The organism is Halothiobacillus sp. DCM-1 (assembly GCF_045689735.1).
Taxonomy (GTDB): domain Bacteria; phylum Pseudomonadota; class Gammaproteobacteria; order Halothiobacillales; family Halothiobacillaceae; genus Halothiobacillus.
In genome coordinates, this window is sequence record NZ_CP142685.1 from 1,677,698 (window position 1) to 1,701,522 (window position 23,825).

The window sequence follows — 23,825 nt, forward strand, 5'->3', positions numbered from 1 at the left end:
CGCTCCTGTCTTGTTTTTTGGTGGCGAAAATATTTAGCAGGGCTTTTTAGCCTAAAAGCAAGCCAGCGTCAAAATCGATATGTTTTATAGAACAATTCGGTCATTCTATTCGCCGTCCCTGCGGCCCGAAGCGGAACCGCGCCAGCAACCTTGCGCCCATCAAAAGGCGGCAGACTCCGCCTCCAGATAGGCCAATGAAGCATATTTACCGATGTTATCGTCAAAGCCCTTGATCTCACTCGCCGATGCCCGAATGAAGGGATGCTGCAAAGCAAACTGTTTGGCCGCATCTGGACCAACCCCCTCCCGCACAGCTTTTTCCGCTGACTGATAAATCGCCTCGAACAGCTGTCGATTACTGGCCAGCACCTCGTGACTGGGTTCGCCGTGACCCGGTATCCACAACGCACCCGGCACGGCGGCCTGCAACGCATCGAAGGTCTTGAACGAACCGAGGAAGCTGCCGTCATCCATGTTGGCGATCCGACGATCCATCGCCACATCGCCCACATGCACCACCTTACGCTCCACGATTTCGACGCAGATATCCGCCGGGGTATGGGCGGTGCCGTAGTGGTGGATTTTCAGCGTCATATCACCGAAAGAGAGGACATCGGCGTGCTGCAAAGGCCGTGTGGGCGGGGTCACGACCGTTCCCACCGTCGCGTGATCCGTCGAGCGATCCATCAGCGAGGTCCAATACTCACCTTGCCCCGTCTTGATCGCGCGAATGGTGTTCTCGTGGGCATAGATCGGCACATCGGGATACGCTGCAACGAACGCATGATTCCCCAGCCAATGATCGCCGTGATAATGCGTGTTGATCACGGCCACCACGGGCGCATCGGTCTGCTGCCGGATCGCCCGCAAGGCCATTTCCCCAATCTGGCGCGAGGAGCCGGAATCGATGACCACCACGCCATTCTGCGTTGTCAGAAAGGTCACATTACTCATCATGCCGAGGTTTTCTGGCGACGGAAATCCCCAAGGCGACACGATGCAATACACCCCTGGGGCGAGCGTGACGGGTACAATCGCGGGCACCGTGACCCCGCCATGCGTTTCCGCTGCACTGGCGTGAACCGGCAGCGCATCAACCGCGGGCCAGACCGCCAGCACACCGAGTTGACGCAAAAATTGGCGACGACTTTGCAGCAGATGAATACTCATGACACCCTCCCGAAACGGCCACTAGATTCTGGTTTTCTTGTTTAATCTTGGGCCGCTCCTTCGGGGATTTCAATCAGGCGCTCATGAATTATTTTGATAAGAAAACCTACGCATCCAGCCCATCCCAAAGCCGCTTAGCGAGCCACGAGGTCGAGTAACAAATCAACGCCATCGAGAATCATTGATACACTTCCACTCCCAAATATTGCGGATCGTGATTTGCCCATGCACTGCACCCATTCCCCCCACTGCGCTGCCGAAGCGATGGCGCGTGCCGAGGCGATTTGCCTGGCTCGCGGCGCACGGCTCACGCCGATGCGGCGTGCCGTTCTGGCGGAAATCTGGGCCGACCACGACGCCAGCAAGGCCTACGACCTGATTGACCGGCTCTCCCGCCCCGGTCATTCCATCAAACCGCCGACCGTCTATCGCGCGCTGGATTTCTTGCTGGCGCATGGCTTGATTCACCGGATCGAGAGCCTGAACGCCTTTATTGGCTGCCATCATCCCCAAACGCCGCATCAGGCCATTTTGCTGATCTGTGATCACTGCGGAGAGATTGAGGAACAATCCAGCGAACCACTGAACGAACAACTCAAGACTATCGCTCAGGCCGCGGAATTCACGCCCACCCGGCAATCGATTGAGTTGCGCGGCACCTGCCGACACTGTTCCCCCCCTGCGACCGGCAAGGCCCGACCATGATGACCGCCCAAGAAATCCACGCGCTACGCCAAGACCTCGTACAGCAGGTCACCCTGATGGCGCAGCCGCTCACCCTGCATGCTACTTGGGGATTATTTTCGCCGCGAGAAATCGACGATGGCACGCGACTCCTGCTGGATTTGCTTCCACCGCCCGCTGCCGGTCATCGATGCATCGACTTGGGCTGCGGTTACGGGCCGATCGGCCTGGCGCTTGCCAAAGCACAGCCCGCGGCGGAAGTCATCCTGCTGGACAAGGATTTCGTGGCCTGCGACTACGCCCGCGCCAATGCCGCACGCAACCGATTGAACAATGTCACCGTGTCATTGAGCAATGGTCTCGAGGCCGTGCGCGACCAGAAAGCGCATCTGATCGTTTCCAATGTTCCGGCCAAAGTCGGCAAAGAGTTGTGGTCAATCATGTTGTTCGACGCCTGGCGAATGCTGGAACCGGGCGGTGAGCTCTGGTTTGTCAGCATCAATGGCCTGCGGGATTACTTCAAACGCACCTTCAAAGAACAGTTTGGTCATTATGACAAGGTAAAACAGGGTCGGGACTACACCGTGCACCGTGCCGTGCGCGGAGCCGACTAACAGGCCGTTGCAAAGAGTTTTTCAACGGCCTGTTGATCTCCAGGTAATTCTTCCATGCACCGATGAGGCATGACGCATGCTCGATTTTTATACTTGGCACATGCAAGGGGATGGCAACGCCACGCTGTTACCGCTTTCTGATAACAGCCCGTGCGCGGGGCCTATCTGGGTTCACCTCAATTATACCAATCCCGATGCCCGGGAATGGATCATGAACCAGGCGGATCTCGACCCAACGGTGCAGGACACGCTGCTCGCCGAGGCCACCCGACCCCGCGCGCTGATTCTGGATCAGGGTCTGCTGCTTACCCTCCGAGGAATCAATCACAATCCGGGACAGGAACCGGATGACATGATCGGCATCCGTCTGTGGGTGACGCCGCGATTGATCATCACCACGCAATTGCGCTCCCTGCGCGCCGTTAAGGTGCTGCAACGCGATATGGAAATCAACAATGCCCCCAAAGATTCCGGCCAATTCGTCGCCCGACTGATCGAACTGTTGAACGACCACATGCTCGACACCATAGACGAGGTGGACGAACTCACCGACAACTTTGAGAAAACCATGCTGCAAAGCCGCACGGTGGAACCAATCCCGGATCGCGAGCTCGCCGATCTGCGCTCGACCATTCTGACCTTGCGTCGCTACCTGGGCCCCCAGCGCGACGCCCTGCTCTCCGTGATTTCCAGTCGGTTGGTCTGGATAAAAAAACCGGCGTTGCAGCGCATTCGCGAGGCAGAAAACCGGCTCACCCGCTATCTGGAAGTTTTGGATGCTTCGCGGGATCAGTTGCGCATCATCCAGGAACAGCTCAACACCCGCAGCAGCAATGAGCTCAACAAGCAACTCACTTTTCTGACCGCACTTTCGGCAATTTTCCTGCCATTGACCTTCGTCACGGGGCTATTCGGTGTGAATCTGGATGGCATACCCGGCAACCAAAACCACCCCTATGCCTTTGAATTGTTCACAGGCGTGCTGTTTTTGCTGGGTATTCTGCTGATTTACCTGTTTCGCCGGGCGCGGCTGTTTTAACGCACGGGATACCATCCCGCGCACTGAGGTATAGCCCCGGCGGGCTCGGGCATAGGCGTCTCGCGGGGGAAAACCCTCGTTACCGCTTTTTCAACCGGTAGATGGCATGCTCGCCAAACCCGTTCGGCCACAGGCGCAACCAGGCTGAACTGCGCCGTTCCTGATCGACCACGGCCCGTTCAAGAATTTCGATCCCCAAGTCCGCACACAGCGCCTCGAAATCGGTCAAGGTGCATAAGTGGATGTTCGGCGTGTTGTACCAGGGATTCGGCAGCGCCTCGTTCACCGGCATATGGCCGCGCACACCGAGCTGCCAGCGATTGCGCCAGTAGCCCATGTTGGGAAAGGTGACAATCCCCTCACGGGCTATACGCAGCATCTGTTCCAGCAGAATCTCCGGGTTACGCATCGCCTGAATGGTTTGGCTGACAATCACATAATCGAAGGATTGCGGGGCAAACCAGTCACTCACCCCTTGATCTAGATCCGCCTGAATCACGGAGAGCCCGCGCTCGACACAGGCTGCGACGGCGGCGTCCGTCAGCTCCAAGCCCACGGCTGTGACCCGCCGCCGAGTGATCAGGTGCGCCAGCAGCGAACCATCGCCACACCCTAGGTCGAGCACCCGGCTGCCGGGGGTGATCCACTGTTCCACGATATGCCAATCCGGTCGGTTCATACGGCACCATCCCGTTCGGTCGCCACCCGACTCAAATACCCCGCCAACAGTCGATGGTAGTAGGGAATATTCATCAAAAACGCATCATGTCCATGATTCGACTCGACTTCGGCATAGGATACGGATTTACCCGCCGCAAGCAGTGCGCGCACAATCTCGCGGGAACGCTCGGGCGCAAAACGCCAGTCGCTCGTAAAGGAAATCACCAGAAATTTCGCCGAGGCCGGGCTCAGCGCTTGGGATAAATCATCGCCGGTATCGCGCGCGGGATCGAAATAATCCAGCGCCTTGGTCATCAACAGATAGGTATTTGCATCAAAGCGATCGACGAAACTCGCGCCCTGATACCGCAGATAACTTTCGACCTGAAACTCGACATCGAAACTGTACTGAATCTTGCCCGCCCGCAGCTCGCGACCAAACTTGGCGCGCATGGCGTCGTCCGAGAGATAGGTGATATGCCCCAACATCCGCGCCAACATCAGGCCGCGCCGAGGGATGGTGCCGTGCGCAGCATAGCGCCCACCATGAAACTCGGGGTCCGTCACGATCGCCTGGCGTGCCACCTCATTGAACGCAATGTTCTCGGCAGATAATTTCGGCGCGGCCGCAATCACCACGGCATGCGCGACGGCATCGGGATAACTGACCGACCACTGCAACACCTGCATCCCGCCGAGGCTGCCGCCAATCACCGCCGCCCAGCGCCGAATGCCCAAACGCTGCATCAACCGGTGTTGAGAAACCACCCAATCACGCACCGTGATGATCGGGAAATCCGGCCCATACGGCTGCCCCGTCGCTGGATCGAGGCTCAGCGGCCCGGTCGAGCCTTTACACCCACCCAGGTTATTCAGGCAGACAACAAAAAACCGATCGGTATCAATCGGCTTACCCGGCCCGATCGCCGAATCCCACCAACCGGGCTTGCGATCAGTTTCCTGGTGGTAACCGGCCGCATGATGATCCCCAGACAGCGCGTGGCAGATCAACACCGCATTGGATGCCTGGGGATCGAGCGTACCGTAAGTTTCAAACACCAGCTCATAACCGGGCAAAACCCGGCCACTTTCAAGCGGCAAGGGTTCATCGAACAGCGCGCACTGCGGCTGCACGATCCCGACCGATCCTGCGTTCTGCCCATCCTGACTCAAGACTGCTTACCCCATACCGTGTTCAATCAGCCAAACAACAAATTGCCCACCACCATCTGCAGCACCTGAATCCCCAACAGGACGACCAGTGGCGACAGATCCAATCCGCCGAGCGGCGGCAGAATTCTCTGTACCGGCTGCAACAGGGGAGCGGTGAGATCGGCCAGTAATGCCACGGCGGGCGAGCCCGAATTCCCCAGCCAGGACGACAACGCCCGGAGCAACACCGTCCAAAAAAACAGATTGGTCACCGACAAAAATCCGAAATACAGCGCACTCAACACCAGGACTCCACCGCCCGGCATCCCCTTGCCCGACATCGCCGCCAACACTACGACCATCACCACAATAAGAACACCGGTCACCAATAACGCAGCAAAATCATGCCGACGACTGTGCGGCAATAGCCGACGCAAAGGGCGCAACACCGGGTCTGTCATCCGGACGATCGACTGAGTCAGCGGATTAAAAAAGTTGCCGCGGAAAAGCTGCAAAAAATAACGCAGTAAAACCACGAAAATCGCCAGATCGAATAGCGCGCGCACCAAAAACAGCAGCGGATCGCCGAACTGGCCATTCATGATCGCCCCTCCGTCGGCGCCGTGGCCAAGGCGGCACCCAGCTCGACGCTGCGCGCATGTGCCGCCGTCAACGCCGAAGCAAATGCCTGGCGCAGCCCCGCCGTTTCCAGCGCCGCAATGCCGCGCTCCGTCGTGCCATTCGGCGAAGTCACCCGCGCCCGGAGCACGGAGGGCGGCTCGGCGGCCGTCATCGCCAAACGCGCCGCACCGTACACCGTTTCCAGCGTCAGTAACCGAGCCGTTTCTGCCGGCAGCCCCAACTGTTCCGCCGCCGACTGCATCGCTTCCATCACCAAAAACACATAGGCCGGGCCGCTACCGGAAAGCGCCGTGACGACATCCATCAGCGCCTCGTCTGCCACCCATTGCACCAGCCCCACGGAACGCATCAGGGATTCCGCCATATCGCGGTGCGCCGCCGACAAGTCCGCCGGAGCGAACAAGCCGGTCGCACCACAGCCCACCATCGCGGGGGTATTCGGCATTGCGCGCACCACGGCCGCATGCCCACCCAGCCAGCGCTGCAAGGCGTCGACCGTGATCCCGGCGGCCACCGAAACCACCAGCTGATCTGGCGTCAACTGCTGGCTGAGCGCGTGCGCCACCGCAGGCACGGCCGCTGGCTTGACCGCCAGCACGATCACCTCAGCCCCTGTGGCCGCCTGATGATTTTCCTCCGTCACGACCACCCCATACTGCCGGCTCAAGGCTTCGCGGCGCGCCGCATTAGGATCCGCGACGACGATATGTCGTCCGTTGGCGGGATGCTGTTGCAGCCCTTCGATCAAGGCCGTGGCCATATTGCCACCACCGATAAAGCCAATGTGGGCGCTTAGCATGGCAATGGATACTCCTGAAAAGTAACGACAAACGCGCGTCGATCGAAAACCGGGCTGGCGCCGCCTCAATGGGTCTGCGGCGACCGCGGCACCTGGACGCGGCGCGCGCCAAACAACGCCGTACCGATTCGTACATGGGTGCTCCCGGCCGCAATGGCCGCCGGGAAATCGGCACTCATCCCCATCGAAAGCATCGGCAGCGGGGCGAGTAATTGTGCATTGAGCGCGGCCAAGCGGGCAAATCCGTCCACCTGGCCGGGCGCCGGAATCGCCATCAAACCCACCACGCACAGCCGTGGCAATGCCTGGCAGGCCGCAATCAGCGCCGCCGCCGCTTCCGGCGCCACACCGGATTTGCTGACGGAATTATCGACATTCACCTCGATAAACACCCGCAGCACCCCGCGCGATTCCGGCCGTTGTTCATTCAACCGTTCCGCAATTTTGAGCCGATCGACGCTGTGCACCCAATCGAATGTTTCGGCAATCTTCCGCGTTTTGTTGGATTGGATTGGCCCGATGAAATGCCATTCCAATGGCGGGTTCACAGCCATTTTGGCCAAAACCTCTTGCTTAACCAATGCTTCCTGCAGATAACTTTCGGCAAATCGGCGCTGACCACAGGCGACCAGGGCGGCAATCGATTCAGCCGATTGCCCCTTACTGACCGCCAACAAGGAAACACAGCCCGGCATCCGGCCAGCCGTCCGCTCCGCAGCCTGAATGGCCGATCGCAGCCGCTCCAGAGCGTCACAGTCCCGGTTTGATGAATTCAAGTTGCACCCCGACGCGGTTCGTTTTATGTTGTGCGCAGTTTGCGCGCGGTCGAAACTCGGTATTCCATCGGTCTGATCTACGCGCGTCGCCCGAAACGAACGGAACTGCAGAACAAGGATTGCACATCATGGCAGAACAACGCGGCATTGACACCTTACTCGCCTTCACCGTCAAGAACGGCGCTTCGGATCTTCACCTTTCCGCCAACGAACCGCCTCGCGTGCGGGTCGATGGGGATATTCGCCGGATCAATTTCCCGGTGATGGAGCATAAAGAAGTGCACGCCATGGTGTATGACATCATGAACGACAAACAGCGGAAGGAATATGAAGACAACCTCGAAGTGGATTTTTCCTTCGAGCTCCCCGGCCTCGCCCGCTTCCGGGTGAATGCGTATAACCAGAACCGGGGCGCGGCCGCCGTTTTCCGTACGATTCCGAGCGAAGTGCTCTCCTTAGAGCAGCTCGCCGCACCCAATGTGTTCAAAGAGCTGTGCATGTTCCCGCGCGGCATCGTGCTGGTGACCGGCCCGACCGGCTCGGGCAAGTCCACCACCCTGGCCGCGATGATCAACCACATCAATGACAATCGGAATGACCACATTCTGACCATTGAAGACCCGATCGAATTCGTCCATCAGAGCAAAAAATGCCTGATCAACCAACGCGAAGTCCATCGCGACACCCACAGCTTCAACGCTGCGCTGCGCTCCGCTCTGCGGGAGGATCCGGATGTCATCCTGGTCGGCGAATTGCGCGATCTTGAAACCATTCGCCTGGCGCTGACCGCCGCAGAAACTGGCCACCTAGTGTTCGCCACCCTGCACACCAGTTCGGCGGCCAAGACGATCGACCGGGTCGTCGATGTCTTCCCCGCGGCCGAAAAAGACATGGTTCGCTCGATGCTCTCGGAATCCCTGCGCGCCGTCATCTCGCAAACCCTGCTCAAGAAGATCGGCGGCGGGCGGGTGGCCGCGCACGAAATCATGCTGGGCACCCCCGCCATTCGCAACCTGATCCGCGAAAACAAGATCGCCCAGATGTATTCCGCCATCCAAACCGGCCAGACACAGGGCATGCAAACCCTGGATCAGAACCTGTTGCAGTTGATGAAGCGCGGGATTATTTCCCGTGAAGATGCACGGGCACGGGCGCAAAACAAAGCCGATTTCGCCTGATTCACCGGCCGCCGAGCCACGGTGGCCATCCCAGTTTTCCGCGCGACGCACACGAGGGAATTGCACGAATGGATCGTCAGCAAGCCGCCAACTATGTTCAAGGCCTTCTGCGCAAGGCCGTAGACCTGAATGCCTCGGATTTATTTGTCACCGTCGGCGCGCCCCCTTCCGCCAAAATCAATGGCGAAATCACCCAGCTCACTGAGCAGGCACTCTCGACTAACCATACCCAGATGCTGGTTCGGTCGATCATGAATGACAAACAGGTGGCCGCATTTGAAGAAACCCGTGAGGCCAACTTCGCCATCTCCCTGCCCGGCGTGGCGCGTTTTCGCGTGAATGCCTTCATGCAGCGCGGCAGCGTCGGCATGGTGTTGCGGATGATTCGTTCGGATGTGCCCAAATTCGACGAGCTGCTCTTGCCCAAAGTGCTCGAAGATATCGCCATGACCAAGCGCGGTCTGGTGATTTTCGTCGGCGCGACCAGCTCAGGAAAATCCACCTCACTGGCGGCAATGCTCGATTACCGCAATGAAAACTCTGCCGGGCACATCGTCACCATCGAAGACCCGATCGAGTATGTGCATCGCCATAAAAAGTGCCTGGTCACGCAGCGTGAAGTCGGCGTGGATACGGAAACCTTCGAGTCCGCGCTGAAAAACACCCTGCGGCAAGCACCCGATGTCATCCTGATTGGCGAGATTCGTGAACGCGAAACCATGGATCACGCCATTGCCTTCGCCGAAACCGGCCACTTGTGCCTTGCGACCCTGCACGCCAACAACACCAACCAGGCACTCGACCGGATCATCAACTTTTTCCCCGAAGAACGGCGGCATCAGCTGTTGATGGATCTCTCGCTCAACCTCAAGGCGGTCGTGTCGCAGCGGCTGCTCCGCAAGGAAGAAGGCAGTGGGCGCGTGCCGGCGGTCGAAGTGCTGATCAACACCCCGTTGATCGGCGATTTGATTTTTAAGGGCGATGTACACGAAATCAAAGAGGTTATGAAACGCTCGCGTGAGCACGGCATGCAAACCTTCGACCAAGCCCTGTTGGATCTATACGATCAGGGGCTGGTCAGCTATCAGGAAGCCCTTCGTAATGCTGATTCGCAAAATGATCTGCGCCTGTCGATCAAACTCAACAGTAAACGCGGCCTGCCGAAAAACATGATGGAAACCGATGATGGTTTGCGGATCGAGAAAGACGACGAGTAACCGATCTCCCGCCGCACCGCCCCCACTCTCAATGGAACTGACATGAGTCAAGACGCCCCGCTCGACCCCTACCTCAAACTTCTGGCCGAAAAAGAAGGTTCGGATCTGTATTTCAGTACCGGCGCGCTCCCTGCGGTCAAAATCCAGGGTGAACTGCGCTTTATTGGCAAAGACCGACTCCGTCCCGGACAGGTCGAAGACCTCGTCAAATCCATCCTCAGCCCGGAACAAACCGACCGCTTTTATCGGGACATGGAGCTGAACCTCGCCTTGAGCCGGCCAACCCTCGGCCGCTTTCGCGTTAATATCTTCATGCAACGCGGCGAATGGGCGATGGTGATCCGCTTCATCAAAAGTGAAATTCCACGCATCTCGGACTTAAGCCTGCCGAATGTGCTCGAAAAACTCATCGAAGAACGGCGCGGCCTGATTCTGATTGTCGGCGCGACCGGTTCGGGCAAGTCCACCACCCTCGCCGCAATGATCGATTATCGCGCCGAAGCCCGCCCAGGGCACATTCTCACCATCGAAGATCCGATGGAATTTGCCTTCAAGCACCGCAACTCCATCGTCAACCAACGCGAGGTCGGGGTGGACACCCACAGTTACGCCGCTGCGTTGAAAGAGGCACTGCGTGAAGCGCCCGATGTCATCATGATCGGCGAGGTGCGGGATCGGGATACGATGGAACACGCCCTGGCCTATGCGGACACCGGGCATCTGTGCATCAGCACCCTGCACGCGACCAATGCGCATCAGGCGCTGGATCGGATCATCCGCTTTTTCCCAGCAGAAGGACGAGATCAGCTGCTGATGGATTTGTCGCTCAACCTCAAGGCCATCATTTCCCAGCGCCTCGTGATCGGCACGCAAGGCATGCGGGTGCCGGCGGTAGAAATCATGCTCAATACGCCCTTTATTGCCGATCTGATCAAACGCGGTGAGATTGACGCCATGAAGGACGCCATGGAGAAAAACGAGCTGGAAGGCTCGCAAACCTTCGATATGTCACTCCACAGCCTGTGGAAAGCCGGCCGCATCGACCGCGAAGAAGCCCTGAAAAATGCCGACAGCCGCGCCAACCTCGAATGGCGGATGAACTTCGGTGGCGCAAAGGATGAGTTGCGCGCCTCCGCCAGCCAAATCAGCCAACACATGCCGAAAACAAGCCAGACGCACGACCACGATCTACCGCCGCTGGACTGACCCCTTCTAATTCAGACGGAATCGTTCTGCTCGACCCGCCGGACGATTGATCCTCCGGCTGAAACATGCCGAACCTGCGCCCCTTGCAGCAAACCACCAACCCCGTTCTCACGGGGTTTTCTTTTTTTCGCGCCGAGCCGCCTGAGCAGATCATCTATTAGTTTTATGGATGATCGATTAGCCAAGGGAATAGATATATTTATTTCAACTATATACATAAGAAATTCTTATCTATAATACCAACCAGACCTGTGACTGCCGAAATCCGTCACTTTCCGCGCGACTTTTGTGCGCTTCCCCAGTCCCGGTTCGCTTTGCTCGACACGCTGTGAGGAGTTTTATACAAATGAAATCAACCAGGTACAAAGCGTTGGCGGCTGCATTCAGCCTCGCGCTCAGCTCAACCGCCTTCGCCCAGGAAGACAAGGCAGCCCAAGCACCCGCAACGATCATGATGGCGCAGACCTGCGGCGGCTGCCATGGCACCCAAGGCGCCGTACAAGGCACCGCTTTCATGCCTCTGGCCGGCATGCCAGAAGGACAATTTATTCGCGCGATGAAAGCTTTCGCGGACGGCACTCGTCCCTCCACCCTGATGAGTCCCTTGGCACGCTCGTTCAGCGCAGAAGAAATCCAGGCCATGGCCGCTTATTTCGCGCAATTCCCCAAAGTTCAGGCGCAATGAGGTGCGAGATGAAATCCCATTCCAATCTTAACCGTCGTCGTTTTTTACAACTCACCGCTGGCGCTGCCACGGTTGGCCTGAACATGGGGCAAGTCCGCGCTGCGGAAACAGCGCATGTCGTCGTGATCGGCGGCGGCGTTGGCGGCGCCACATTCGCCAAATACCTGCGCCTGTACGCGCCCGAGGTGAAGGTGACGATCATCGAGCGCAATCGCCAATACCAGCGGCCTTATGGCTCGAGTGAAGTTATCGTGGGCAATGTCGACATGGATGCCATCACGATTTCTTATGACGCGCTGCAAAAGAAACACGGGGTACAGTTTGTTTTCGATACCGTCAACGGGGTCGATTTTGCCACCCGCACGGTCTCCACGGAGGGCGGACAAAAACTCGTGTATGACCGGCTGGTCGTTTCGCCCGGCATTTCCTTCGATTACAGCAAAGTCCCGGGCATGGAATCCCCGGAAGCCCAGCAGCTCATCCCACACGGCTGGAATGCAGGCGACCAACTGCTGGCGCTGAAGAAGCAATTGGATGCCGTTCCGGTCAATGGCACGGTCGTCATTGTGCCGCCGCCGAACCCATACCGTTGCCCGCCTGGCCCCTATGAGCGCGCCGGCCTGATTGCCCAGCACTTGCTCGATCGCGGCGACAAGCATCCGCGCGTCCTCATTCTCGATCCGAAAAACGGCTTCACCACCGATGTCACCATGCTGCAAGCCTGGAATCGACTGTATGGCATGAATCTGCCCAAGCCGTTCGAGAAAAATTACACGGCCGAACAACTGGCCACCTTCAAGAAGTATGACCAGCCCGGCGTGATTGAATGGGTCATGGCCGAAGAAGGCGGCCGGGTCGTAAAGGTCGATGCGGTCAACAAAACGGTGGAGACCGAAAAGGGCGTCATCAAAGCGGACATGATCAACCTGATTCCGCCGCTCAAAGCCGGCCAGATTGCGCTGGATCTCGGGCTGGCCGATGCCTCTGGCTGGTGTCCGGTCGATATGAAAACCTTCGAATCGACCAAACAACCCCGTGTGCATGTCATCGGGGATGCCTGCATCGCGGGCGATATGCCGAAATCTGGTTATTCGGCCAACAGTCAGGCGAAAGTCGTTGCGCTGCAAATCAAGGCACTGCTGGCGGGGCAGGAACCGATCGCACCGGTTCTGCAGAATACCTGCTACGCCCTGGCCGGTCGTTCGGACTACGGCATGTTCGTCGCTGATGTCTTCCGCCAGAACGCACAAGGGATCTTGAAGCGCGCCGATCAGCCCCGGTATCTGCCGTTCAATGCCTCCGAGGCGCAATACCGTCTCTCGGCAGTGTATCTGCACGCCTGGATGGACAGCTTCACCCAAGACATTTTTGCGTAAAGCAGAACCCGCCCGTCCCAGCGGGCACGCGGCGCGGGTACCGCCGCAGCAGATGTTTGCGCCGACACCGGGGTGGGGTGCCGCCCCTTGGCTCAGATAGATTAAAAAATAACGAGGAGGGTCTGACTGTGGATCTGATTGGCTTATATCCCACCTGGTACGAACCAGGCATCGGCAGTGGTTGGGTCATCGGCCTGATTGCCACCATCCATGTGCTGTTCTCGCACACGGCGGTCGGCGCCGCGCTGCTATTCACTTACTTGGCTTATATCGGCTATCGGGACGATCGCCCCGAACTGCTCGATTTCATCAAGAAATACGGCCTGTTCCTGCTGGTGTTTTCGTACATCCTCGGCTCGATCACCGGCCCCGGCATCTGGTACTCCACCACCGTGGGCAGCCCGCGCGGCATTTCTGCGTTGATCCATAACTTTGTATGGAAATGGGCGACTGAATGGGTGTTCTTCGTGATCGAAGTCATCGGCGTGTACATGATGGTGTACCTCGCGGGCAAGGTCGATAAGGGCACCTATCTGCGCATTGCCATCACCTTTGGCCTAGCCTCGTTCGCCACCATGCTGGCGATTGTCGGGATTCTGTCGTTCATGATGGAACCGGGTCGGCCCGAGTGGTTCACCCAGGGTGGTTACCTGCTCGGTTTCTATGGTGACAACACCTTCGCGCAGCTCAGTATCCGCATCGCGTTCATGTTCACCATCACGGCCGTGGTCGGCGGCATCGTCGTGGCTGGCCTGAAAGACCCGGTCTTCAAGACCTGGCTGGCACGCCGCCTGGCGGTACTGGGGATTGTCTCCGCCGTGGTTGGCATGGCGCTGTACCCTTGGTACCTGAGCACCCTGCCCGCGCAAGCGCAAATCGTGATGGAAAACCGCATTCCGGGGTATTTCAACACCGCCATTTTGACGGTACTGATGGCCACCGTTGTGTATTTCCTGTTTACCCTGATCAAACCGCGCATGCTCACGGCGAGCATCGCGGGCACCGCCACCCTCGCGATTCTCATCCTCGGCCTGTTCCCGGGCGAAACGATTCGTGAATCGGCGCGTAAACCGTTTGTCGCGGGCGAATACATGTATTCGAATCAGGTGATTGCCAAAGATGTGCCGGGGATGACGGTTCAATCGGAACTGCCCACGCTGGACAAAGTCGGCTTCACGCATGCCAGCGTATTCTGGCCGGCCGGGCAAAGGGAAATCACCCCGCAAAATGCCGCCGAAGTGGGGCGCACGCTGGCGATCACCGCCTGCAGTAACTGCCATTCCCTCTCCCCGACCGGGATTCGCCCGATTGCCCGGCATTTTGGCGGCAACACGGATGTCGAAAAGATCAAAACCTATCTGCTCGGCGCGCTTGCCACCGGCAACACCAGTTACATGCCGCGCATCCCGCTGCAGGACAAAGAAGCCGAAGCACTGGCGCTGTATCTCGCCAGCCTGGCGGATCCGAGCGTGGTTGCCCGCTTCGTCGATGAAAAAACCCGTGCCGCCCGGCAAACCGAAGGTGCCACAGCCCCGCTGACCACCTCGTTCGCTGCCCCGGCCTCACTGAACACTGCACAGGAGTAAGCCATGGATACTGCCATGCTGTATGCGCTGCGCGACCCGCTGGGCGTGCCCGCACATCCGATCATTTTCTTGATTCTCGGCGTACTGACCTGGGCGCTGCATATCGCTGCGGTGCATGTCTTGCTCGGCGCCTCAGGGCTCACCCTGGTGGGTGCCCTCAATAAAAACGCCCACTGGCGCCGTCTGGCGGACGCCATGGTCGGCACGGCGAAAATTGCGGTCTCGGTCGCCATCGTACTGGGCGTCGCCCCGCTGCTGTTCGTGCAGGTCATCTACGATCCGTTCTGGTACACCTCGAATGTACTCTCCGCTTGGTGGGTGATTGCCTTTATCGCGGTGTTAATTCTCGGCAGTCTGGCGCTATTCGCGTTTTACGGTCTGAACAGCAAGATGGTACAAACGCCCAAAACCCGCTGCCCGGGCGCAATGATTGCAGCCATCGCCCTGTTTTTGCTGGTCGGATTCATCATGCACGCCTTGTCGGTGCAAATGCTCCACCCCGAAAAATGGATGCAGTGGTATGCGCCGAATGGCGTCGTGGACGCCTCCGGCCGTGCCTTGCATGAATACAACTTCTGGCGGTTTGGGTTTTTTATCAGCCTTTCCCTCCCGGTCATCGGACTGTGGTTGCTGGCATACCGCCGCTACCTGCAAGGCCGCAGCCAGGAAGATGTTGGTTATCTCGACTTCGTCCGTGGCCTTGCCCTGCGGCTGACCAGCATCGGCGGCGTGCTGGCACTGGGTTTGTTTGTCGGCTGGATGCTAACCCTGCCGAACAATGTGCAGTCCTTCGCCACCAGCCTCTGGCCGATGCTCACCGTGGCCGCGCTGCTCTTGGCCGTGGCCACCCCGATCCTGCTGGGCAAAAAACTCGATCAGGGCATTTATGGCTTCGTGCCCTTTGCCGTGGGTGCCGTGGCGCTGATCGTGCTCGGCCTGCTGCGGGAAATGCTGCGCTGGACCACGCTGTTTGGCGTACACGGCTACAACCCGTTTGACTACAAACTGCATATGGATTGGTACAGCACCTTGCTGTTCTTCCTCACCTTTGCCCTGATCGGTGGCAGCGTTATCGCCTACTTGCTCACCGTGAGCTGGAAAGCGGGACAAACCAAAGGCATGTATGTCGCCTCGCCGCTAGTGAACCGCATGGGCACATTGGGCATTGCCACGCTGGCCATCTGGATCATCCAGTACTTTGCCATCGGCCTGTGGGTCGCCTACACCGGCTAAACGATTCGGGCGCCAACACCCAGGCGCCCCCTATTCAAGGAGCACGACATGAATAAATCACTTCTGGCCCTCGCCCTCAGTCTTGGCGTGCTGAGCAGTGCCGCCGCCAGTGGCCACGACCCGAACGCCACGGTTCACTGGACGCCCGCCAGCTGGCACGACAGCATGAAGAACATGCCCAAGGGCGATGTCAACGCGGGCGAAAAGCTGCACACCAGCCTGTTTTGCGCTTCCTGCCACGGCATCAAAGGCGAATCGATGACCGATAACTGGCCATCGCTCGCGGGTCAACCGGCTGCCTACACCTACAAACAACTACTGGATTATCAATCCGGCCTGCGTCAGGAAGATGCGCGCGGGCATGTGATGTTCGTGGTCGCCCAAATGCTCGACCGTCAGCAAATGGCCGATCTGGCCGCGTTTTATGCGGCTCAGCCCCAGCCCTGCCCGCAGGGATTACCGAAACCGGCACCGAGCCTCGTCACGGCGGGTGACCCCAAGCGTCTGATCACCCCCTGTGCCGCCTGCCACGGCGCCAATGGCCAAGGCGGCATCAATGAAACCACGGCACTACGCGGCATGCCCAAAGACTACTTCATCCGTACGATGCGGCTGTTTCGCGACGGCCAACGGCACAACGATGTTGCCCATGGGATGAGCCAGTTTGCCAAACCGCTGACCGACGCGGAAATCCAGCGACTGGCCGATTACTACGCGTGTACGCCCGCAAGTGCCACTGCAAAAGCCGAGTGACCTGATCAGATCAACTGCAGAATCTCTGCAGTTTTGCGCACAAACCTCGCCAAATGCGAGGTTTTTTATTTTTCTTGAAGCATTAAGATTCATTCAACCTCGACCGCAGCGCAGAATGCAATTGGCACAATGTCTGCTTTATAGTCGGCGTTTTCTTCACCACGCCGTTATTTCATTAGAAATTTATTAATTCTTGTCAATTTTTAACCAGTCCATGAAAAATTACTGTCAAATTTTGACGCGGCGAGGGGTGAATCGCATAAAACCTTCCATTCGCCGCTTACCGCGGGCGCAGCTGGGTTTTCTGATTGGATGCCTTGGCCTGCTCAGCCTCGACACGGCATTCGCGTTGCCCGTTATCCCCCCCGATCTCCCGGCGCTGCAACAGCAACGCTGGCAGGCGGTTGATCTCGCGAAATCCGGCCAGATCAGCGCGGGCATCCAACGGTTGCAAGCGTTGGCCGCCGCCCATCCGACAGACCCCTGGATTACCGCCGATCTCATCGTGTTATTGCGTCGCGCCGGTCAGAACCAAGCCATCAGCCAGCTCACCGCGCACAAAAATCCCCTCGATATCCCCAACTACGCCTGGATGGATTGGGCGCAGGCACTGCGCGATGAAAAACAGTTTGACCGCGCGGCCGCCGTTCTTGCCCCTAGTGCCACTAGCCTGCCAACGGAGGGCAAAATTCTCTATGCCATGATTCTGGCCGAAGGAGGGCAGTTTCCCGCCGCCATTGCAGCACTGCCTGATGCGCAGATGCCTGGGCTGACCCCCACCAACCTAGCCAATATGGCTTATGTGTACCGGCTCGCTGGGCGGCCAGAAACGGCCATCCGGCTGACTGATCAGGCGCTGCAGGCTGATCCCAACAATCGTTGGGCGATTCGCGAGCAAGTTTTTTCGTTATCCGCCCTGCATGCCGCGTTCAAGGCGGAGCAGCTGGCGCTGAAGCATCGGGACTGGTTCAGCCACCCGGAACGGCAGCAGCTCCAGGCGTCGGTGGTCACGGAAACCGTCCGCGCGGCGTACGATGAACGCAAACGGCTGGATCGGGCGCACCGTTTTGCCGAACGCGATATTCCGCTGCAAAACGCGCTCAAGCAGCTGCAAGCCAATCGAATCGCCTTTGCCGATAATCCTCGGCTGCAACTGTCCACCCGCTACGACGAAATTTTCGTGCTGCGCGAGTTACGGTTATGGAAGCAGGCCATTGCCGAGTTTGAGGCGTTACCGCAAGCCCCACGCACCGCATCCGAGCAAACCTTGCGCGACATCCCAGCCTATGTCCGCACCGCCGCAGCCGAAGCCTACGATGCCGAAAAACAGCCGCAAGAGGCAATTCGCCTGCTAGAAAGTGTGGTGCAGCAAAATCCCGGATCCGATGTCGCGGTTTATCTCAGCCTGTACTACGCCTACTTGGATGCGGAGGACTACGCGAAAGGAGAGGCTTTGTTGCAAACGCTTCATCGCGTCACCCCAGAATGGGAACGCGGCACCGTCCGTTCACCCAACTGGGAACGCATGGATATTGATCAGGCCTGGGTCATGGATCCGGCCTATCGCAATGACCCCGCCTTGGCCGAACAACGCGGTCGGGCGCTGATGAATGCCGCGCCCTTCAACACCGGCAGCATCAACACCTTGGCTACGCTGGAAAACTGGCGCGGCTGGCCCGAACAATCCCTGAAAACCACGCAACTCGCGCAAGCCTATTCCCCACAGTCGCAGGGCACCCGGCTGAATCTGGCGCAAAATTATCGGGATCTGGGCTGGAATGCCCGCTGGGGGACAGAAATCAACGAGCTGTATGCACTATTCCCCAAAGATCAGTCCATCAAAAAACAATGGCTGGCCTGGCAGGATCGCCGCGACCCTTCGATCAGTTCTGAATACACCACCGGGAAAAGCCGGGGCAACAGCACCGTCGCCAACCCCGTCACCGGCAACCGTGATCAGGAATGGCTCACCCGTCTGAACAGCCCCTGGATCGGCAATTGGCGCGGATTCATCCAGCATCACTGGATCTGGTCAAGTTATGACGAGGGGCCGATCAGCTTCAATCGCCTCGGGATTGGCGCCGAATGGCAACATGATCGTCGGCACTTCTGGACAATGCTTTCGAATGACCAGCTGACGGGACAGCATGTTGGCCTCAGTCTAGGCTGGTCACAATGGCTCGACGATCAGTGGCAATACCGCCTCACGGCCGATACCTATTCGATCCAGACGCCGTTGCGCGCCAAGCGGGCGGGCTATAGCGGTAAATCCGTCACCGCCAATGTCATCTGGCGGCAAAGTGAATCGCGCGAAGCCTATGTCGGGTTGTCCGCGCTGGACATTTCCGATGGCAACAAACGCATCGACTTCTCCGCCGGCGCCACCCAGCGCGTCTGGGCGAGCCCGCACCACATCACCAGCCTCGGGGTCGATCTGTTTGCCGAACACAACACCCAGCCCGGCGGCGATTATTTCAATCCGGCCAATAGCCAGAGCATCAATCTCCGGCTGGAACATCAGTGGATCACCTGGCGACATTACGACCGCTCATTGACTCAGTACTTCAAGATTTCCCCCGGCTACGGCTGGCAAGATGGCTTTGGGGGGGCACCCACGGTCGATCTGTTCTACGAACACAAATGGCAGCTCAGCCGAACCTGGGATCTGCACTACGGCGTCGGCTGGGGGAGCAATGTCTATGACGGGGGGCGAGAAGGACGGCTCTACGGACTGATCGGATTTGGAGGCGTGTTTTGATGGATCGTCGGTCTTTTTTGCGTTCAATGCTGGGTTCGCTCTGCGTGAGTGTTGTGGCGCCTGGCGAAGCCGGTGCGGCCGCCGTCCTCGACAGACAGCCGCTGATTACGCTGCAAATTCCGCGCGGGCAGTTTGCCGTGCTGTGCATGCATGATGTCCGCACCCCTGCTGAACTGGGTGCTCATCCCGATCCTTACGCCATCAGTACCGATCATCTGGCGCAACTGTTTGACTGGATCAAGGCCAACGACTGGCATCCGGTTTCCCTGCAACAGATCCTCGATGCTCACACCGGAACCCGCCCCTTGCCGGATAACGCGGTGCTGCTCTCTTGGGATGACGGGCTGGCCAGTGCCTATACCCATGTCTATCCCCTGCTCCTCGCCTATCGCTACCCTGCGCTGTTCGCCATCGAGACCGGCTGGATCACGGCCGTCACCGAAGGCAAAAAAATCAATTACGAGGCCGAAGTAGCCGGCGCCGCGAATCTGACCGAAGGCGAGAAAATCGATCAGGCACAGGCCGCAGCGGCCAGCAACATCAAAGAGCCGTTCAAGGTCAATTACGAAGGCAAGCAGGAATTTAGTGCCAAAAACTTTGTCACCTGGGCGCAACTGCGCGAAATGTACGCGTCCGGGCTGGTCGAATATGCCTCGCACACCCACGACCAGCACCACGGGATTCTGGCCAACCCGCAGGGCAATGTGGAACCAGCCTGCATTACCCGTCAGTACCTCAAACCGTTAAAACGCTACGAAACCGATGCGGAATATCACCGGCGGCTGTTCGACGATCTCACCTACAGCCGCGCGCTCATCGCGAAACACACCGGCTGCACCCCCCGCAGCATTGTCTGGCCGTATGGCGCGGCCAATCAGGAAGCGATCGAGATCGCCGCCAGCGTGGGACTCGGAATTTCGTTTGGCCTCGGAGATGCCACGCTCAACAACACGATGGAATCTACAAAACGCTACGGCCGTCTACTGCTGAGTGATGATCCGCAGCCGGTCGATGTCGAAGCGCAGGTGTCCGCGTCTATCACGCCTCGTCCGGAACCGGAACGCGCGGTACAAGTCGATCTCGACTACATCTTCGACCCCGACCCCAAACAAACCGATATCAATCTCGGGCATCTGCTGGATCGAATCCTGGCGCTGAAAATCCGCACGGTCTATCTGCAAGCCTTTGCCGATCCCCAGGGCACCGGTACGCCGAGCGCCGTCTATTTCCCGAATACCGTGCTGCCGATGCGCGCCGATTTGTTCAACCGGGTCGCCTGGCAACTGCAAACCCGCGCCGGTGTGCAGGTGCTTGCCTGGATGCCGATGCTGGCCTTTCATCTGCCCGACGCCAAACAGCAGGCCGCCCTGAGCGTCAAGATCAAAGATGCCCAAGGCGAGCGGGTTCCGGCACAGCGCGACTATGCCCGCCTAAGCCCGTTCCTGCCGGAATCCCTCGCCCTCATCGGCCAGTTGTACGCCGACTTGGGGAAAAACAACACGGGCATTTTTGGCGTTTTGTTTCACGACGATGCGTATCTCGCCGAAGACGAAGATGCCAGCGTGACCATGCCCGAGGCGCGTTGGCCCGGCACCGATCGGCCACTCAGCGGCCAGCCGCTCAGCCCACGGGAAAAAACTCAGGCGCTAATTGATTTCGGCAAAGCCCTCACCCAACGCCTGCGTTATTACAGCAATGTCAGCAATCCGTTTTACACGGCACGCAATCTGTACGCTCGCGTCGTACTCGACCCCGCTGCCGAAGCCCGTTTTGCCCAGGCGCTCGACCCGTTCATTGCGGCCTATGATCGCGTGGCGTTGATGGCCATGCCGTATCTCGATGGCACCAGCGAAGCGCCGGAAACCTGGCTGAGACAACTGATTGCCGCGGTTGCCCAGCATCCGGATGGGCTGAAAAAAGTCGTGTTTGAACTGCAAACCAAAAACTGGGCGACCAATCAATGGATCGATGGCCACACCCTCAAAGCCTGGATGCAGCTATTGATCCGGCATGGCGGAGTCAATCTAGCCTACTACCCGGATGATTTTCTGGGCAACCATCCGCCACTGAGGACGACCTACGAGGGCATGAGCCTCAATGATTTCCCCGCTTTTGCACCCAAAACCCCATGATTGAATCTCTCATCCTCACGGTACAGACCGTCATAATCGCCAGCACCGGCAGCTTGCGGGACGCGCTGTTCGCTTACGCCTTCTTCTACCCATTGGTCATGGCGTGGATGTGGATCATCGGCGGGCTGTGGTATTACCACCGCTGGGAGAACAAACATGATCTCGGCCCCGAATTCCCTCCGCCGGTGCGCGAATACCCCGCCGCGAGCATCCTGATCCCCTGTTTCAACGAGGAAGATAACCTCCACCAGACGATTCATTACGCGCTGGCAACCGAATACCCGGACTTTGAAGTCATTGCCATCAATGATGGTTCGTCCGATCGCACCGGGGCGCTCCTCGATGCCCTAGCCGCCCAGCATCCCCGCTTGCGGGTGATCCACCTGGCCACCAATCAGGGCAAGGCGATGGCGCTGCGCGCGGGCGCGATTGCCGCCCGACATGAATTTCTCGTGTGCATTGATGGCGATGCCTTACTGCATCCCAAGGCCGTCGCCTGGATCATGTCGCATTTCGCAACCGGGCAACGGGTAGGCGCCGTCACGGGCAATCCGCGCATCATCAACCGCTCCACCCTGCTCGGCAAACTGCAGGTGGGCGAATTTTCCTCGATCATCGGGCTGATGAAACGCGCCCAGCGAGTCTATGGCCGGCTGTTTACTGTTTCCGGCGTCATCGCCGGGTATCGCCGAACCGCGCTGCACCGGATCGGTTACTGGTCTGAACACATGATCACCGAAGACATCGATATTTCCTGGCGCTTGCAGATGGATCATTGGGATATTCGTTACGAGCCCGATGCGCTGTGCTACATCTACATGCCAGAAACCTTCAAGGGGCTGTGGCGCCAACGCCTGCGCTGGGCGCAAGGTGGGGTGGAAGTGCTTCTGAAACATGGTCGGAATTTGCTGATCTGGCGGCGGCGGCGGTTTTGGGCGGTTGCCCTGGAGTATCTCGCCTCCGTGACCTGGGCGTATGTCATGTTGCTGATCATCGTGCTGTATTTCATCGGCCTCGTCATGCCCCTGCCGCCAGCCTGGCAGGTTAATACCTTACTACCCCAGTGGAACGGCGTGATTCTTGGGCTCACCGCCTTGGCGCAATTCGGGGTCAGCATGTATATCGACCGGCGATACGAACCCAAGAAACGCTTTCTGCGCAATTACTTCTGGATCATCTGGTACCCACTGGCGTTTTGGTTGCTAATCTGGCTCACCACGATCGTCGCCGTCCCCAAAACTCTGTTGAAAAGGCACCAGCGGAGGGCGCGCTGGACCAGCCCCGACCGGGGAGTTCGCGCACCGCTGGATGATGCCAACGAGGCCGGTAAGCTATGAATCAGGCTCAAAACAGTCAAAGCACCCCGTCCGACGAATGGCCGCGCATTCCGGAACTCATTCAGCGGCACGATCTGGTTCCCGTCGCCAAGCGGGGCGTTCTGACGCTAATCGCCACCGTGGGCTGGGCGCTGTGGATTTATATGCTGCTCCCGCTGGGCGCGCTGCTGGCCTGGTGGTTTGGTTATCAACGGCTGGATATTTTCGTGCTGGCAGAACCCGGGAAAACCCTTGCGACCTTAACACTGTATTCGTTGATCATCCTGCTGGCCGGTTTGCTCTTTGTCTTCTGGGCCGTTTACAACTGGCTGCGCTTTCGTGGCATGGATCGGCGCAACGCGCCCAAGCCCGTCGGGGCGGAAGAGATCGCCCAGGCGTTTCACCTTCCTCGAGAGTCGGTGCAACTCGCGCAAGGCAGCGCGCATCTCATCTTCCACTTTGCCGAAGACGGACACATCACCCGAGTCACGGCCAGCGGCGCCCGGGCATTCAACGAAAACCCCAGGCCATCCCCAAATCACCCAACTAACGATTAGTCCGGAGAGGCCGGAGCCACATATCCGGCCACGGCGGCCAGCTCGCCGCCGCCGAACAGGAATTTCTGCATTTCTTCTTCGAGGAATTTGCGCGCCTTGGGGTCGATCGGCGACAGGCGGTATTCATTGATCAGCATCGTCTGGTGGCCGCGCCAGGCCAGCCACGCCGCCTCGGAAACCTGCTCAAAAATACGCTGCCCCAGCGCGCCCGGATAGGGCGGCTTGTTGAGCCCCTTGGCTTCACACTGCAAACGGGCACAGAACACGGTGCGCTCAGTCATCATTTTTCTCC

The 23,825-nt window shown here is 58.7% G+C and carries 22 protein-coding genes; 15 read left to right on the plus strand and 7 right to left on the minus strand.

All coding sequences use genetic code 11. The features are described 5' to 3' along the window. Positions 1-159: 159 nt before the first annotated feature. Positions 160-1,170, minus strand: coding sequence for an MBL fold metallo-hydrolase (locus VOI35_RS07795; protein WP_407275498.1), 1,011 nt, complete (start codon positions 1,168-1,170; stop codon positions 160-162). Positions 1,171-1,395: 225 nt separating this feature from the next. On the opposite strand from VOI35_RS07795, the gene VOI35_RS07800 reads away from it, so the two are divergent. From VOI35_RS07800 to VOI35_RS07810, 3 genes are all read left to right on the plus strand, one after another. Further along, positions 1,396-1,875, plus strand: coding sequence for a Fur family transcriptional regulator (locus VOI35_RS07800; protein WP_407275499.1), 480 nt, complete (start codon positions 1,396-1,398; stop codon positions 1,873-1,875). After that, on the plus strand, positions 1,872-2,468 hold the full coding sequence (locus VOI35_RS07805) for a class I SAM-dependent methyltransferase (RefSeq protein WP_407275500.1): 597 nt from the start codon (positions 1,872-1,874) through the stop codon (positions 2,466-2,468). Before VOI35_RS07800 ends, VOI35_RS07805 begins: the two co-directional genes overlap by 4 nt. A 100-nt stretch (positions 2,469-2,568) precedes the next feature. Continuing rightward, on the plus strand, positions 2,569-3,507 hold the full coding sequence (locus tag VOI35_RS07810) for a zinc transporter ZntB (protein ID WP_407276817.1): 939 nt from the start codon (positions 2,569-2,571) through the stop codon (positions 3,505-3,507). Positions 3,508-3,586: 79 nt separating this feature from the next. On the opposite strand, the gene metW is transcribed toward VOI35_RS07810, so the two are convergent. From metW to VOI35_RS07835, 5 genes are all read right to left on the minus strand, one after another. Continuing rightward, entirely contained in the window at positions 3,587-4,186 is a 600-nt protein-coding gene (gene metW, locus VOI35_RS07815) for a methionine biosynthesis protein MetW (protein WP_407275501.1), read from the minus strand. After that, positions 4,183-5,340, minus strand: coding sequence for a homoserine O-acetyltransferase (locus VOI35_RS07820; protein ID WP_407275502.1), 1,158 nt, complete (start codon positions 5,338-5,340; stop codon positions 4,183-4,185). Before VOI35_RS07820 ends, metW begins: the two co-directional genes overlap by 4 nt. 26 nt (positions 5,341-5,366) lie before the next feature. Further along, positions 5,367-5,921 carry a YggT family protein gene (locus VOI35_RS07825; RefSeq protein WP_407275503.1) on the minus strand — a complete coding sequence of 185 codons (555 nt, stop codon included), beginning with the start codon at positions 5,919-5,921 and terminating at the stop codon, positions 5,367-5,369. Further along, complete coding sequence (proC, locus tag VOI35_RS07830) at positions 5,918-6,760, minus strand: pyrroline-5-carboxylate reductase (RefSeq protein ID WP_407275504.1); 843 nt, start codon at positions 6,758-6,760, stop codon at positions 5,918-5,920. Before proC ends, VOI35_RS07825 begins: the two co-directional genes overlap by 4 nt. A gap of 65 nt (positions 6,761-6,825) precedes the next feature. Next, positions 6,826-7,536 carry a YggS family pyridoxal phosphate-dependent enzyme gene (locus VOI35_RS07835; RefSeq protein ID WP_407275505.1) on the minus strand — a complete coding sequence of 237 codons (711 nt, stop codon included), beginning with the start codon at positions 7,534-7,536 and terminating at the stop codon, positions 6,826-6,828. A 128-nt stretch (positions 7,537-7,664) separates the two neighbouring features. Between VOI35_RS07835 and VOI35_RS07840 the strand changes: the two genes are divergently transcribed. The 12 genes from VOI35_RS07840 (at position 7,665) to pgaD (ending at position 23,533) form a co-directional block, all read left to right on the plus strand. Continuing rightward, the gene (locus tag VOI35_RS07840; protein WP_407275506.1) at positions 7,665-8,714 is read left to right on the plus strand and encodes a type IV pilus twitching motility protein PilT; all 1,050 of its coding nucleotides are present in this window, start codon (positions 7,665-7,667) and stop codon (positions 8,712-8,714) included. A 68-nt stretch (positions 8,715-8,782) separates the two neighbouring features. Next, positions 8,783-9,931 carry a PilT/PilU family type 4a pilus ATPase gene (locus VOI35_RS07845; protein ID WP_407275507.1) on the plus strand — a complete coding sequence of 383 codons (1,149 nt, stop codon included), beginning with the start codon at positions 8,783-8,785 and terminating at the stop codon, positions 9,929-9,931. Positions 9,932-9,973: 42 nt separating this feature from the next. After that, positions 9,974-11,137, plus strand: coding sequence for a PilT/PilU family type 4a pilus ATPase (locus tag VOI35_RS07850; RefSeq protein ID WP_407275508.1), 1,164 nt, complete (start codon positions 9,974-9,976; stop codon positions 11,135-11,137). A 346-nt stretch (positions 11,138-11,483) separates the two neighbouring features. After that, positions 11,484-11,822, plus strand: coding sequence for a c-type cytochrome (locus tag VOI35_RS07855; RefSeq protein ID WP_407275509.1), 339 nt, complete (start codon positions 11,484-11,486; stop codon positions 11,820-11,822). An 8-nt stretch (positions 11,823-11,830) separates the two neighbouring features. After that, positions 11,831-13,198 (plus strand): FCSD flavin-binding domain-containing protein, encoded by a 1,368-nt coding sequence (locus tag VOI35_RS07860; protein ID WP_407275510.1) that lies wholly within the window; start codon positions 11,831-11,833, stop codon positions 13,196-13,198. 128 nt (positions 13,199-13,326) lie between these two features. After that, positions 13,327-14,784, plus strand: coding sequence for a cytochrome c (locus VOI35_RS07865; RefSeq protein ID WP_407275511.1), 1,458 nt, complete (start codon positions 13,327-13,329; stop codon positions 14,782-14,784). Between the two features lie 3 nt (positions 14,785-14,787). Further along, a complete protein-coding gene (locus tag VOI35_RS07870) occupies positions 14,788-16,017 on the plus strand; it encodes a hypothetical protein (RefSeq protein ID WP_407275512.1) in 1,230 nt (409 codons plus the stop codon). 48 nt (positions 16,018-16,065) lie between these two features. Continuing rightward, positions 16,066-16,770 (plus strand): c-type cytochrome, encoded by a 705-nt coding sequence (locus tag VOI35_RS07875; protein WP_407275513.1) that lies wholly within the window; start codon positions 16,066-16,068, stop codon positions 16,768-16,770. A 250-nt stretch (positions 16,771-17,020) separates the two neighbouring features. After that, positions 17,021-19,528 carry a poly-beta-1,6 N-acetyl-D-glucosamine export porin PgaA gene (gene pgaA, locus VOI35_RS07880; protein ID WP_407275514.1) on the plus strand — a complete coding sequence of 836 codons (2,508 nt, stop codon included), beginning with the start codon at positions 17,021-17,023 and terminating at the stop codon, positions 19,526-19,528. Continuing rightward, a complete protein-coding gene (gene pgaB / locus VOI35_RS07885) occupies positions 19,528-21,660 on the plus strand; it encodes a poly-beta-1,6-N-acetyl-D-glucosamine N-deacetylase PgaB (protein WP_407275515.1) in 2,133 nt (710 codons plus the stop codon). Before pgaA ends, pgaB begins: the two co-directional genes overlap by 1 nt. Further along, entirely contained in the window at positions 21,657-22,997 is a 1,341-nt protein-coding gene (gene pgaC, locus VOI35_RS07890; RefSeq protein ID WP_407275516.1) for a poly-beta-1,6-N-acetyl-D-glucosamine synthase, read from the plus strand. Before pgaB ends, pgaC begins: the two co-directional genes overlap by 4 nt. Then, positions 22,994-23,533 carry a poly-beta-1,6-N-acetyl-D-glucosamine biosynthesis protein PgaD gene (pgaD, locus tag VOI35_RS07895; RefSeq protein ID WP_407275517.1) on the plus strand — a complete coding sequence of 180 codons (540 nt, stop codon included), beginning with the start codon at positions 22,994-22,996 and terminating at the stop codon, positions 23,531-23,533. The genes pgaC and pgaD overlap by 4 nt, the downstream gene beginning before the upstream one ends. On the opposite strand, the gene VOI35_RS07900 is transcribed toward pgaD, so the two are convergent. Continuing rightward, positions 23,530-23,814: an oxidative damage protection protein gene (locus VOI35_RS07900; protein ID WP_407276818.1), complete on the minus strand. Its 285-nt coding sequence runs from the start codon at positions 23,812-23,814 to the stop codon at positions 23,530-23,532. The genes pgaD and VOI35_RS07900 overlap by 4 nt on opposite strands. Positions 23,815-23,825 lie beyond the last annotated feature (11 nt).